Source organism: Gordonibacter sp. An230, from assembly GCF_002159915.1.
Lineage (GTDB): Bacteria > Actinomycetota > Coriobacteriia > Coriobacteriales > Eggerthellaceae > Rubneribacter.
Genome location: NZ_NFJP01000018.1, coordinates 61,098 through 74,248, shown reverse-complemented (window position 1 = coordinate 74,248; position 13,151 = coordinate 61,098). Strand labels below are relative to the sequence as shown.

At 57.9% G+C, this 13,151-nt stretch carries 11 protein-coding genes and 1 pseudogene; 6 read left to right on the top strand and 6 right to left on the bottom strand.

The features are described 5' to 3' along the window. Window positions 1-978: 978 nt before the first annotated feature. From aroF to B5F40_RS10345, 4 genes are all read right to left on the bottom strand, one after another. Complete coding sequence (gene aroF / locus B5F40_RS10360) at window positions 979-1,779, bottom strand: 3-deoxy-7-phosphoheptulonate synthase (protein WP_087194261.1); 801 nt, start codon at window positions 1,777-1,779, stop codon at window positions 979-981. Next, window positions 1,776-2,057, bottom strand: coding sequence for a chorismate mutase (locus B5F40_RS10355; protein WP_087194260.1), 282 nt, complete (start codon window positions 2,055-2,057; stop codon window positions 1,776-1,778). Before B5F40_RS10355 ends, aroF begins: the two co-directional genes overlap by 4 nt. Window positions 2,058-2,273: 216 nt before the next feature. Beyond that, complete coding sequence (locus B5F40_RS10350; protein WP_087194259.1) at window positions 2,274-3,209, bottom strand: undecaprenyl-diphosphate phosphatase; 936 nt, start codon at window positions 3,207-3,209, stop codon at window positions 2,274-2,276. Between the two features lie 135 nt (window positions 3,210-3,344). Further along, window positions 3,345-3,953 carry a DUF5710 domain-containing protein gene (locus B5F40_RS10345; protein WP_087194258.1) on the bottom strand — a complete coding sequence of 203 codons (609 nt, stop codon included), beginning with the start codon at window positions 3,951-3,953 and terminating at the stop codon, window positions 3,345-3,347. Window positions 3,954-4,290: 337 nt separating this feature from the next. On the opposite strand from B5F40_RS10345, the gene guaA reads away from it, so the two are divergent. Further along, entirely contained in the window at window positions 4,291-5,946 is a 1,656-nt protein-coding gene (gene guaA, locus B5F40_RS10340) for a glutamine-hydrolyzing GMP synthase (RefSeq protein WP_239443005.1), read from the top strand. Between the two features lie 480 nt (window positions 5,947-6,426). On the opposite strand, the gene B5F40_RS10335 is transcribed toward guaA, so the two are convergent. Together B5F40_RS10335 and B5F40_RS10330 are read right to left on the bottom strand one after the other, a co-directional pair. Continuing rightward, complete coding sequence (locus B5F40_RS10335; protein ID WP_140396481.1) at window positions 6,427-7,677, bottom strand: RNA-binding domain-containing protein; 1,251 nt, start codon at window positions 7,675-7,677, stop codon at window positions 6,427-6,429. Beyond that, on the bottom strand, window positions 7,671-8,090 hold the full coding sequence (locus B5F40_RS10330) for a helix-turn-helix domain-containing protein (protein WP_087194255.1): 420 nt from the start codon (window positions 8,088-8,090) through the stop codon (window positions 7,671-7,673). The genes B5F40_RS10335 and B5F40_RS10330 overlap by 7 nt, the downstream gene beginning before the upstream one ends. A 141-nt stretch (window positions 8,091-8,231) precedes the next feature. On the opposite strand from B5F40_RS10330, the gene B5F40_RS10325 reads away from it, so the two are divergent. The 5 genes and pseudogenes from B5F40_RS10325 (at window position 8,232) to B5F40_RS10305 (ending at window position 12,495) form a co-directional block, all read left to right on the top strand. Then, on the top strand, window positions 8,232-8,444 hold the full coding sequence (locus B5F40_RS10325; protein WP_087194254.1) for a hypothetical protein: 213 nt from the start codon (window positions 8,232-8,234) through the stop codon (window positions 8,442-8,444). Further along, window positions 8,444-8,698 (top strand): annotated as a pseudogene (locus tag B5F40_RS16960) (Arm DNA-binding domain-containing protein); the annotation flags it as partial. The gene B5F40_RS10325 and the pseudogene B5F40_RS16960, both read left to right, overlap by 1 nt. 67 nt (window positions 8,699-8,765) lie before the next feature. Continuing rightward, entirely contained in the window at window positions 8,766-9,521 is a 756-nt protein-coding gene (locus tag B5F40_RS10320) for a site-specific integrase (RefSeq protein ID WP_446718594.1), read from the top strand. A gap of 318 nt (window positions 9,522-9,839) precedes the next feature. Then, window positions 9,840-12,197, top strand: a complete 2,358-nt coding sequence (locus B5F40_RS10310; RefSeq protein WP_087194253.1) for an ATP-binding cassette domain-containing protein — start codon at window positions 9,840-9,842, stop codon at window positions 12,195-12,197. Continuing rightward, window positions 12,181-12,495 carry a hypothetical protein gene (locus B5F40_RS10305; protein WP_087194252.1) on the top strand — a complete coding sequence of 105 codons (315 nt, stop codon included), beginning with the start codon at window positions 12,181-12,183 and terminating at the stop codon, window positions 12,493-12,495. Before B5F40_RS10310 ends, B5F40_RS10305 begins: the two co-directional genes overlap by 17 nt. Window positions 12,496-13,151: the final 656 nt, after the last annotated feature.

The window sequence follows — 13,151 nt, the reverse complement described above, 5'->3', positions numbered from 1 at the left end:
GAGGGAGGGAGGGCCGTTTCGCGGCAGGGCCGCCGTTGTTGCCGATTCCCGCTCAGACGGCCCCAATCCGCCGCGTCGTCGAGTCGAGATCGGGAGCACATGCATCCGTGGGATTCCGGATCGAGTCCCTTGCGGCCGGACAGGGCGGAGGGCCGTTCCGTCGGCAAAGGTCGAGCCCCGCGGCCGGGGGGTGGGGGGACGGAGGGCCATCCCGTTGGCAAGGGTCCTCCCAAACGCCAACGGCATCTGCGCGGCAGGCCCGCATGGCCTTTGCCAACCTTTTGCTCGACGGCGGACGCCCTGTTCGACGATGGATGCCCTGCGTTTTGGCATGAATTTCGACCTGTGGCAATGAATTGGCGAATCGAAAAAAGCTGACCTGCGGTTTTGCCAAAAAACAGCGAAAGTTCGACCCAGGGCCCTTCGAATCGCTGCCATAGGTCCGATTCTGTGCCAAAATCCGCCCTTCCGCTGTCAAGCCTCCATCGGCGTCGGCCAGGGCGACCCGCTGCGCAAGGCTCTGCCAACGCTTCGAAGGGCCCTGCCCGTCGAACGGGGCCGCATGCCCCGTCGCGATGAAATGGTCCCGACGCGTGGAAGGTCGAGGAGAGCCACGTGCGCTGCAAGGGCCGCATGCCCCATCGCGACGAAATGGTCCCGACGGCACCTCGTCGCGGCATTCGGACAGGGTCATGCACGTCAGGTCGGCAAGGTTGCCTCATGCACGAGAAACGGCGGGACGGTGATCGACCCGCAGCCCGTCGAGCACATCCTGCAAGCCAAGCTCGCCGACATCCGGGGATTCCGGCTCGAAGGGATCGCCGAGCAGCCCGCGCCTCCCGCTCATACGGCGCAAAAGCGAATGGGGCGATCGGCAGCAGCGCCAGCGTCGGCAATCGAAGCGCATGGCGGGCCTCTCGCGGAATCAGTGAAGGGCGCCGGACGGACTCGTGCCGTCCGGCGCCCTTCCGCCAAGCGCTACACGATCTTCTTCCCGAACACCGCGGCGATCTCGCGCAGCTGGCCCACCAACTCCGCGAACTGCGCCGGAGTGAGCTGCTGCGGACCGTCGGACAGGGCCGCCGGAGGGTTCGGATGCACCTCGATCATGATGGAGTCGCAGCCCGCGGCCACGGCGGCCTTCGCGAGCGGCGGCACGAGGTCGCGCACGCCGGCCGGATGCGACACGTCCACGCAGATGGGGTACAGGCTCTGCTTGTGCACGACGGGCACCGCCGAGATGTCCAGCGTGAAGCGCGTGGCCGTCTCGAACGTGCGCAGGCCGCGCTCGCACAGAACCACGTTGTCGTTGCCCTCCATCGTGATGTAGTCGCACGCCGAAAGCCATTCGGAGATGGTGCCCGCGAAGCCGCGCTTGAACAGCACCATCTTATGCGAGCCGCGCGTGACGTGCCCAATGTTCTTCAACAGGCTGAAGTTCTGGAAGTTGCGCGCGCCCACCTGCAGGCCGTCCACGTACGAATGCACCATCTCGCAGTGGGCCGAGTCCATGACCTCGGTGAGCGTCTTCAGGCCGTACTTTTGGCCCGCTTCCGCCATGATCGAGAGCGCCTCCTCGCCGAGGCCCTGGAACGAATGCGGGTTCGTGCGCGGCTTGAACGCGCCGCCGCGGATCCACGAAAGGCCGAGGCCCGCGATGCATTCGGCCACTTCGTCGAACTGCTCGGCGCTCTCCACCGAGCAGGGACCGGCGAAAATGGTGATTTCGTCGGTAATGGTTCCGTAGTCCGGAAGCTTTGTTTCCACTTGCTCGCTCATACCGACGGCGTCTCCTTCATCACTTTCAGAATGCTCGCGTAGATCTCGCGCAGGTTCTCGTTGTACAAGGGTCCTTCGTTGTAACTGTTCACCTTCGCGAAAATCTCCTCCTCGCGCTTCGGGTCGTACAGACCCAGATGGGCGCCAGGCTTCAAGCCGCGGATGACCAGCGAATGACCGGCGCGCTTGTTCAGAAGCGCGACGATCTGGCGATCGATCTCGTCGATCTTGGCGCGATGTTCTTGAATCTCCGCGAGGGAGCTGTCTCTCTCAGACATCGGCACGTCCTCTCAACTCTCAAAAGCGGTAACGAGCGTGGTCGCGACGCCATGGCGCCATCCGACCCTCGTGTGTCCACCATGATAGCAAAAGCGGCACCCCTCAGGCGTGCCGCATGAATCAAAAGCGAAGTTTTACGAGGTGGAAACATCGAAGGAAGGGGAACAAAAGACCAAGAGGGCGAAACACCCGCGCATCCGACCCTGCGCCCACCCCTACGGCAGCATACCCATGCTCTCGAATGCGAAGTAGGCCAGCACGAGCACGCCCACGACAATGCGGTACCATCCGAACGCAGTGAAGTCGTTCTTCTTGATGTAGCCCATAAGGAACTTGATGGCCACCACCGACATGGCAAACGCCGACACGATGCCCACGACGAGCACGACGACCTCGACGCTCGTCATGGCGAGGCCGGCGGCGAAGAACTTGACGCACTTCACAAGCCCCCAGCCGAACATGATGGGGATGGCCAGGAAGAACGTGAACTCGGCCGCCGCCGTGCGCGAGCAGCCGCACAGCATACCGCCGATGATGGTGGAGCCGGAGCGCGACGTGCCGGGAATGATGGCGAGCACCTGGAAGCACCCTATTTTGAGCGCCGTCTTCCAGTCGATGTCGCCCACGTCGGTGATCCTGAACAGCTGGGCTTCGGCTTCGTCGGCCGCGTCTCCGCGCGAGGAACGAGCGTGCCGGCCGCGCGGCGCAGCGAGGGCCGCCTCGGCCTCGCGCAGGCGCCGACGGTTGCGCCGCTCCAGCACGATGAACACAACGCCGTAAGCGATGAGCGCCACCGCCACGGTCACCTTGTTGTAGAAATGCTCGTTCACCCAATCGTCGAGGGCAAACCCGACGATAGCCGCCGGGATGCACCCGACAGCCACCATGCCCCAGAGGCGCCACGTGCTGCGCTTCTCCTCCTGCGTTTTGCGAGGCGAGAAAGGATTGAGCTTGTGAAAGTACAGGATGAGGACGGCCAGGATGGCGCCGATCTGGATAACGACAAGGAACATGGCCAAGAAGTCATCCGACACCTGCAGCTTCACGAACTCGTCCACGAGGATCATGTGCCCGGTGGACGAGATGGGCAGCCATTCGGTGATGCCCTCGACGATGCCGACGAGGAGCGCCTTCAAAGCTTCGATGATCATATGCGGGCTTCCTTGGTTGACTCGACACAATTGCTCCGGGCACCCCTATGGGTCCGAGCTCGTTCTCCGAGATTGTACACGAGGGAGGACGCGAGGCAGGGAGAAACCACAGGGGACACATCGCGCACCGACCGATTAATCCGATTCTGCACGCAGTCGCTCGACGATGTCGAGGTCAAGCTCCTCGAAGTGGCTCATGGCATACTCGTGCAGCATCTCCCCCGTCGGCTCCCAAAACGAGACAGAGCCCGAAACCGGACAAGGCAAAGGAACCTTCAGGAACCTCAAACGCGAGATTTCGTCGGAAGAGTCGGGCAAGAAAGGACTATCGGGCTCGCTGAAAAGGAAAAACTCTCCCTGCAATGATCCGCAGTGCTCGCAGCAGTTGTTCAACAAATACAACCCAGTGGTGTTCGAGCGCTTCTTTTCGTACCTGATCCCTTGATCGATAAGGTACTTCCTAATCTCGTACGGAACGCATTCCAGCCGAGGAAGCAAGGCAAGAGACGGCGCGCCGTCCCAGCCGTAAGGGATACCGAATGCCACCACGCGCGTATCCTCGCGGCACTTCCAACACCGCTGCGACCCTATCACCAGGTACAGGTGAGCAGGCATCCATCTCTCGAAAGGAGCGCAATCGAGTCCTTGAGGCACGTACCACCGCTTGCGCCCCGCATCCCATCTGGCGCCGAGCGCTTTGGCCTCGTCCTTCTCTTGGAATGGAACGTCCAGATACACATTCATGCTCGTTCCCCTTTCGCCAAAAATCCGAACCCGCAGCCCAGTATACAAGCTCCACGCAGATTACCGTAGTTATTTCAGCGTTTTTTGGTCGACTTTATCAACGTCGATACATCACCTTCCTGGCGTCTCGCCGCATGGACCCCTCCCCACCTTGCTGGCGCTTCGTGCAAAACGCGTGCAGGCAGGTCCGCTTTCGCGGGAGAGGCGGCGTTTTCGGGTAAGATACCGCCATACGAGCATACGAGAGGGATGCCCGCATAGGGCGCGCAGCGTTCTGCGCGCCCCCGCGCCGCACGCTGCGCGCCCTATGCGGGCACACGACACGAAGGAGCCATCCGTGAGCACCGCATCCACCGGCCAGCTGGTCATCGTCGTCGACTTCGGGGCCCAGTACGGGCAGCTCATCGCGCGCCGCGTGCGCGATCTGCACGTGTACTCGGAGATCGTGCCGTGCGACATCGCCGCCGAGGAGGTGCGCGCGCTCGCGCCGGCGGCCATCATCTTGTCGGGCGGGCCGGCGAGCGTCTACGCCGAGGACGCGCCGTCCATCGACCCGGAAATATTCGAGCTGGGCATCCCGATCCTGGGCTTTTGCTACGGGCAGCAGATCATGGCCGTCACGCTGGGCGGTGAGGTGGGTCACACGGAGAAGGGCGAGTACGGCCCCGCGCCCCTCACGCGCCTCGATGGCCGCGACGGCGCGGCCCCGTCTTTGCTGTACGGCGGCACGCCCGCCGAGCAGACCGTGTGGATGAGCCACCGCGATGCCGTGAGCCGGGTGCCGGAAGGCTTCACGGTGACGGCCGCGACCGACGTGTGCCCCGTGGCCTCGATGGAGTGCCCCGAACGCCGGCTGTACGCGACGCAGTTCCATCCCGAGGTGCGCCACACCGCGTGCGGCGACGAGCTGCTGAAGAACTTCCTGTTCGGCATCTGCGGCCTCGAGCCGTCGTGGCAGATGGACTCGATCATCGACGACGCCGTGGCGGCGATACGCGCGCAGGTGGGCGGCGACCGCGTGATTTTGGGGCTTTCGGGCGGCGTGGACTCCTCCGTGGTGGCCGCGCTGTGCGCTCGCGCCATCGGCAAGCAGCTGACCTGCGTATTCGTGAACCACGGACTGCTGCGCAAGAACGAGCCCGAGGAAGTGGAGGCGGTGTTCACGCAGCAGTTCGACGTGGACTTCGTGCACGTGCACGCTGAGGACCGCTACGCGGCGCTTCTGGCCGACGTGACGGAACCCGAGGAGAAGCGCCGCATCATCGGCTCGCAGTTCTGGCAGGAGTTCTTCGCCGTGGCGCAGGAGCTGGCCGAGGACGGCCGCCCAGTGAAGTACCTGGCGCAGGGCACCATCTACCCCGACATCATCGAGAGCGGCGCGCGCAAGACCGGCGGCAAGGCATCCACCATCAAGAGCCACCACAATCTGATCCCGTTCCCCGAAGGCGTGTCGTTCGACCTGATCGAGCCGTTGGACCACTTCTTCAAGGACGAAGTGCGCGCACTGGGGACGGCACTGGGGCTCCCCGACCACATCGTGCACCGCCAGCCCTTCCCCGGGCCGGGGCTTGCCATCCGCGTCATCGGCACGGTGACGCGCGACAAGCTGGCCATCCTGAAGGAGGCCGACGCCATCGTGCGCGAGGAGCTGGACGCCTACAACGAGCGGCTCTTCGAGGCGTGCGGGCGACGCGACGGCGAGCTTGCGCGCGAAACAGCCGGCGGACCCGAGGTCGAGCGCCCCGTGTGGCAGTACTTCGCCGTGCTGCCCGACGTGAAGAGCGTCGGCGTCATGGGCGACGAGCGCACGTACGGCTACCCCATCATCCTGCGCGCCGTGGAGAGCTCCGACGCGATGACCGCCGACTGGGCGAAGCTGCCCTACGACGTGCTGGCCCGCGTGTCGAGCCGCATCGTGGCCGAGGTTCCGGGCGTGAACCGCGTGGCCTACGACATCACGAGCAAGCCGCCCGCGACGATTGAGTGGGAGTAGTAATAGAACATTTGTTCGTATTTACCATACGGTTTCTTGCGGTTCCTATGACAACCGATGGCGACGTTTCGGAACCGCCACACCTGCAAGCCACATGATTTCGCAATCGGGCGAAAACCCAGAAGGTTCCCTGAGAATCTCGGGGAGCTTTTCTGTTTCCGCAGGTAGATACATGGTCGGATGTCATCTCATGGCAAATGGGCAAGGGTCGAACGAGCCTGAAACGGCGCGAACGGAGCCGAAAGGAACCAACGCGAACCGAACAACCTGCAAGCCAGAAAAAGGCAGTGATACCAAGGGGTTTGCGGGTGCCGCCGAAAATCGGCGAAACTCAAACGAAACTCACCAGAAAAAACGAAACTCAAGAATGCCAGAGCCCCCTGGCGGGGAGCCCGCGCGCGTCATTCTGGCAAACTCACGAAGACGGACGGATTTCGCTACTACTCCTCCCGAGTAGCAGCGAAGGGCTTGCGGGTCAAACTACCAATCCCTGGAAGTGGGCAAGCGCAGCCCTTCGAGGTCGCCTCTAAACTCTTCGAGCATACGCTTGAGGATGGGAATCGCTTTCAGCTCGCGAGTGGTTTGGTCTTTCGCCTCCTGGGGATAATCCTCGGGAAGTCGTTCTGCGCCGTATGGGTCGGGGGTCTCCGTCATCTCCTCCTCGAATTCGAAATGACGTTCGCGAAGAAGCATCTCGAAACCTTTACGTTCTTCCTCATCTTGGAAGATGACGACGGTTTCAAGGAACCGCTTACGCGCTATCCCGGCATCGTCGTAGCCCTCGTCGAAGAAGAACTCGTTCAGGCTCCAATCCAAAGAGTCCTTTGTGTAGTAGCAATACATGAGATCGAAATCCAGGCTGAGACGATTCCAGCGCACGAAGGAACGTGACGGAACGGGCGCGAAATACCTGCCGCCGTCGAGGGCGATGCCGAGGGTGTCGAATATGCGAGTCTGGAAATACCGGATCTCGATCATATACCAGCTCGGACTAGGGTCTGTCTGGTTCAGCATGTAGTACTCGTAGCCGTCCCGCTCGTCGTCCGAATCGTGGCAGACGGTAAACTCCGGGGCGTATAGATAGTACTTGTCCTCCGTGCCGACCACCTCGGAGAGAAACCTCCAATGCTCCTTGTCTTCGAGCATCACCTTCACTCTCGCAAGAGGAGATTCGTCGAGTGAAAAATGATGGCGCCAGATGTCTTCCACCTCACTCCACGATGCTCCTTCGTCTATGGGCGTGTTGGAGTCGATGCGTCGCGTATGGACCATATGCGCGCGCACTTTTCCCGACCCTTTCGAGAGGGAATAAGGCATATCCTCCCGCCTGCTCACGACGCACAGGATATCTATTGTTCCCCCGTCAAGCGCCATTGGCTCCACGACCGCGAAGGGAGGTTGACCGTTGTCCCATCTGGTCTTCGAGAGCATATCGACGATCATCTGGTTCGTTTTCCGTTCGGCATGGTCGTTATTCTCGACATCGCACACCGAGTAACCCTCTCCCTCGTCTATGCCGATGAAGAGGTACGACACGCCGCTCTCGAGATTGTTGGCAAGGCAGAGTATGTCGTGAATCAGCTCGGAGTTGTCTTTGTGCCACTCCTTCTTGAAGTCCCAGTAGGCACCTTCGCGCTTCAATGCGATGAGGTTCGGAGCCTCTTCTTGGATTCTTGGTAAAAGACTGCTGATAAGGGGCACCCTCGAAGTCCTCCCCGAATCGTCTAGCATCCGCCAATTCCCATCTTCCAGGACTCGTATTCCTCGGGCGTTATCTCGCCTCGGTCGAGCGCATCGATTTGGGATTCCCAAGCTTTTATCGCAGCGGAAAGCTTGGGGGCCTTGCCCGCTCTTCCCTCGACCGCCAGCTTGCCGTCGCCGACAGGCCTGAGTCCGAACTCTTCCTCGATCCTGAAGAGGAGTTCAAGGGCGTCTCTGGCGGATTCGACCTGAACGGGCATGAGGGCCTCGGGGGCGACCCCGAGGGCGCCTGCAATCGCATCCAGGGCGGAGCCCTTCAGCGTCCTCCTGCCCGCCTCGTAGTTTCTGATGGCGGCGTCGGTGCAGCCGGCCCTCTCGGCGAACTGCCGTTGCGTCATCCCCTGCGACTCTCGTAGCGCCCGTATGCGGCTTCCCGTCATCATCTCTCCTCCTTCGGTCTTTTCCTCCCATGATACTAGAGAACAAAAACGTTCTCAATTTGTCTTGACCGAACATTTTCGTTCTATTAGTGTCACGAATTGCAGAACGTTTTTGTTCTCTTCACCGATCGACAGGAGGAAGCAATGGAGCAGAACTCAAAACCAGTGATCATGGGCGTCGAGGAGGTCGTGTACGCTCTCGGCATCAGCAGGCCCTACGCCTACCGCATCATCAGGATGCTAAACTCCGAGATGGAGCAGAGGGGCTACACCACCATCAAGGGGAAGGTGAGCCGGAAGTACTTCTACGAGCGTTTCCACTGCGCCGACGGCGTCCCAAGGCAAGAGGTCCGCTGATGCCCGCCTACATGAACAAGAAGACCGGCGCATGGTACGTCCAGTGCTATTTCAGCGACATCGACGGCAACCGCAAGCACAAGGTGAAGCGGGGGTTCGCGACCAAAGGCGAGGCTCTGGCGTGGGAGGCGGAGTTCCTGGCCTGCGCCGACGGGTCCATGTCGATGCCCTTCGAGGCGTTCGTGAAGAGGTACTCCGAAGACGTGAGGCCAAGGCTCAAGCTCAACACCTGGCTTACCAAAGAGCACATCATCCGCACGAAGATAGTGCCGTTCTTCGGACCCAAGAGGATGTGCGACATCACCCCCCTCCAAAGACGTGATGGACTGGCAGAACAAGATGGTGGGCTCGTACGACGACGAGGGGAAACCGTACAGCGGCACCTACCTGAGAACCATAAACAACCAGTTGAGCGCCATCTTCAACCACGCAGTCAAGTACTACGGACTGGGAAAGAGCCCCGCCGCCCCGACCATCAAGATCGGCGAGCGCCAGGGATCGGAAATGAAGTTTTGGACGAAGGAGCAGTACCTCATGTTCAGCGAGGAGGTCATGGACAAGCCTGCCAGCTTCTACGTTTTCGAGATCCTGTGCTGGTGCGGGTTGAGGGTCGGCGAGCTCCTCGCGCTCGAGCCGGAGGACATCGACCTCAGAAAGTGTCTTATCCACGCCACCAAGAGCTACCAGCGAATCAAGAGGAGGGACGTCATCACCTCGCCCAAGACGCCCAAATCGAGGAGGGATGTGGTCATGCCCGAGTTCCTCGCAGACGAGCTCGCCGATTTCCTCGAATCAATCCCGAAGGAGCGGCGCGAGCGCCGCATCTTCGGCTTCACGAAAAACTACCTGCACCACGAGATGAAACGCGGCTGCGCCGCATGCGGGCTCGGGCCCATCCGGATTCACGACCTTCGCCACAGCCATGTCTCGCCCCTCGTAGAGATGGGGTTCGGCGCGATCGCGATAGCGGACCGGCTGGGGCGCGAGACCTACGAGATGACGCTTCGCTACGCCCACCTTTTCCCCAGCAAGCAGTCGGACATGGCCGAGGCGCTTGACCGAGGAAGGAGGCTCTAATGTCCAGGCCGATCGTCGATTACAAAGGGCACCGTCGCAGCAAGACGATAGCATTCCGGGTCTCGCCGGACGAGGACGAGATCATAAACGCTATGTTCCGCAACGAGAAGGATAAAGTTTTAGGTCGTCAGCTCTCCACAATAGAATTATTCATATAAAATGTTGAATAATTGGCATGATGCCCGATTCGTTTCCCATGAATCGGCTATGCTTGATATATACCGATAATCGGCAAGATCGCTTTGAGAGAAAAGTTAAAGATCCCATCAAGCAACTCGCCCAATTATCGCTTCGACTTGGTTTGCTTGGAGCTGCACAATGCTGAATGAGAACATAAAAATTGATTTGCACATCCACTCGATTGCCAGTAAACATAAAGAGAGTGCCGGAGTGGTTGACCAGTCGACCGTTGAAAACCTCCCCATACTCTTCGAAAAATTGGAGACGGAGAAAATTAATCTAATTTCTTTTACCGATCACAATACGTTCGACTCAAGGCTTTACACAGAAGCCGAGAACCTTATTCGGCTAGGATCATATCCGTCGGTTAAAGGCATCATCGCAGGAATCGAATTTGATGTTTTGCTTGATACGGCAAAACCATGTCACATCCTCACCTATTTTGACTGCAAAGCAAAAGAAGACTACGAGACCATCGAACTTGTCATGAGCAGGCATGCTCTCAAGAACAAAGACCACAAGTATTCGAAAGATGACTTTGAATCCATTCTTAAGGAAATTAAACTTCCTGTCATTTTGGTTGCATATCAAAGGAAGAGCCTTGATCCCGAGCAAAAGGGCGGCGCCAATTCTTTCAGCGATGCCTGCTCGGATTTTTTGGACTACTTGGAAATTGGCTACATTAGCGCAATTGAGATTCAGAGCCCTAATGTGGAAGGCATTGTAAAAAACAATCTGGTCGACATGAGCGAGTTCTGCAATTCCATCGGCTTGCTTATCGGCATCGACTGTCACGAATGGGCCGCATATCCCAACCACGACTCCAAGAACGTCAGACAAGGCGCCCCAGTCTTCACCACCATCAGAGCCCTTCCCTCGTTTAGGGGTTTGCTGCTCGCAATCACTTCGCCCGAAACCAGATTTGGAAGAATCGACAGTGTCTCTTATCCATTCTTGGAAAAAGTAAGCGTAAATGGCGTTGATATGCAACTTAGCCCCGGGGTGAACGTCATCATTGGAGAAAACGGATCGGGCAAATCAACACTTCTTAAGCTTATTTCAGGAAACGATTCGGAGAGCCATGTTAAAGCAGCAAAAAGGAATAACCGAATCGAGATACCCGCCCTGCCAAGTAGGAGCAAGGCGGTATTCCAAGGTGAGCTATTTAACGACTACAACAACAATAAAGACCTGTACCCTGACGGGCGCTCTCTTTTTTCCGAAGTTAACTGCCAGGACTTCAGATTGCAAATCACAACGTTCACAAATCGAGTAATGGAGTGGGTGCGCAGGCGCACAGGAGCAAAGAAAACGCTTGACGAAGCCGCAAGCAGCGCCTTGACCGTGAAGGAGGAATACCTACGCAAGACGTTCTTTGTATCCGTGTCAACCGAAGGCTTCGCGGCAAGAGACTGCTCGCAGCTCGAAAATCGCTTTGCGGCATTGAGGTCAATTATCACGCAGCTAAAAACCGAAATCGAAGACAACGAACTCATATACGCCCCTGACGAATTGAAGAGCCTGAATGAGGCACTGGCTTCGTTAAATGATGCCTTGTCTTCTGTCGAGAAAAGACTGGCCTCCGAAAGACTGTTCAGCTCCGTCGAGAACGTCATCCTCACCTCGATTACGCAGTACAAGGCTAGCACGAATAGAACCTCAACGAATCTCGATCGACAAGCCGAAAGCTATAGCACGCTGAAGCAAGCGGTCATCTTGAAGGTCATTCAGCAAGCGCAGGCGTCTCTGGACATCAAAAAGGAGTACCCTTCCTTCCCTTCTCTGTCGAAATACTACGACCAGGGTATCGGCTACGTGGATAAACGTGCTGGCGGATATGTCTTCAGGTCTTACGCTCCATACGTGACCAAAACAGCCGAAGAGATTGAAGAGGAATTCTACAAGTCCCTGTTCAACGACGGATTCGACAAAGCCGCTATCGAAAAAATCGATGCGGAGGAATCCTTGTGCAACGCCGTCAGGGGAACTAGGCAGGTCGACAAGATCGACGAAGCAGTCAAGAAGAACCTCGAGTCTTTTCTGGATTCTCTTTGCAAAACGGAGCAGGAGGTTAAACGCCAGAGCACCTCAGAACGAGTTATCGGCAACACTTTCGGCGAAAAGGCGCTAATATATTACGAAGTCTTGCTCGATCAAAATGTGACCCAGGCAGATGTGCTACTTATCGACCAGCCCGAAGACAACATCTCTAACCTAAAGATTTCCAAAGAGCTATCTGCAGCAATCCAGGGACTGAGGGACAAGGCGCAAGTTATACTCGTCACCCACAATCCTCTTCTCGTCGTCAACCTAGACGCAGACAACGTGATCATCGCATCCGGTTCGCGCGACGACAAAAGACGCTTTTCGCTTTCGCTTAAGTCTGGATGCCTCGAGGACGAAGGCTGCGAAGCTCTTGAATGGATCGCGGAAAACATGGACGGCGGACGGCAGGCTCTGGCAAGGAGGTTGAAAGCGTATGGCGCGCGAAATTAAAATCACTGTAGAAGGCAACCAGCAGGAGGAGATCGTTCTTAGCAATAGCGAGGGAAAGCAGGTTGTCATTAAGGACAATTCGACCAATGCAAAGACGCTGTTCGAACTTCTCGATTTCGAACCTAGAAACAAATATGAAATTGATGTCCAGGATGCTGGCAAGGTAAAGCAAAAGGTCTTTGACGAATTCGTATCCTTGCTAGAGGGAATCAGGGATGGCATAAACAAGCTTCTGGAAGAGCAGAAATCAGAAGAGATGGCCAGCAGCGATAAAAGCAGTGAGGAAGTCGGCTGTTAATATCGACCACAGCGAGACGCAAAGCCGAAAGTCCTATGTTCGCGGCGGGTCCGACTCCCGTTCGATTCCCGGACAGACAATGCGATGGACAAGCTAAACACAATCTCGGCGTCGTTGAATTTCGATGAATCAAGAAAAGAACGGTAGAGCCATGACGGCTACACCAAGCTTTGAGTTCGCAGTCCCGGGCGGCTTCCCTCATTTGGCATCAACGACGACTTTAATCACTTTCTGACAAACCCCGGGCAAGCCCGCGTCCGATGCTACCGTTCTTCTAAAGATAGATAGCGCAGACCAGCGTCAGAGTACTCAGCTCGCTCACGATGCGTGCTTGCACTAGGGCAATGGAGCCATCAAGGCCAGCAGAAGTCTCGGCTGCCATTCTTCTTTTGCAGCGAGTATGATCCGAGATCGAAGCAATCCGAAGAGCGAAATTTCGGCAAGATGCACCCTCCGGAAATAAGCAGGGGATCCACTCAATGCCATCCACGTTCAAACGGCGACATATTGTGAGAACTATCGGATGGTCACTTTCGAAGCATTCCACCACGAGCCATGCAGGCGGTATACGCTCAACAACCGTGAGTGCATCTAACTCGACTCCGGGCTTCTCATCGAGATCGATTCCGCAACGGTCAGAATCGGAGGAAAAGCAG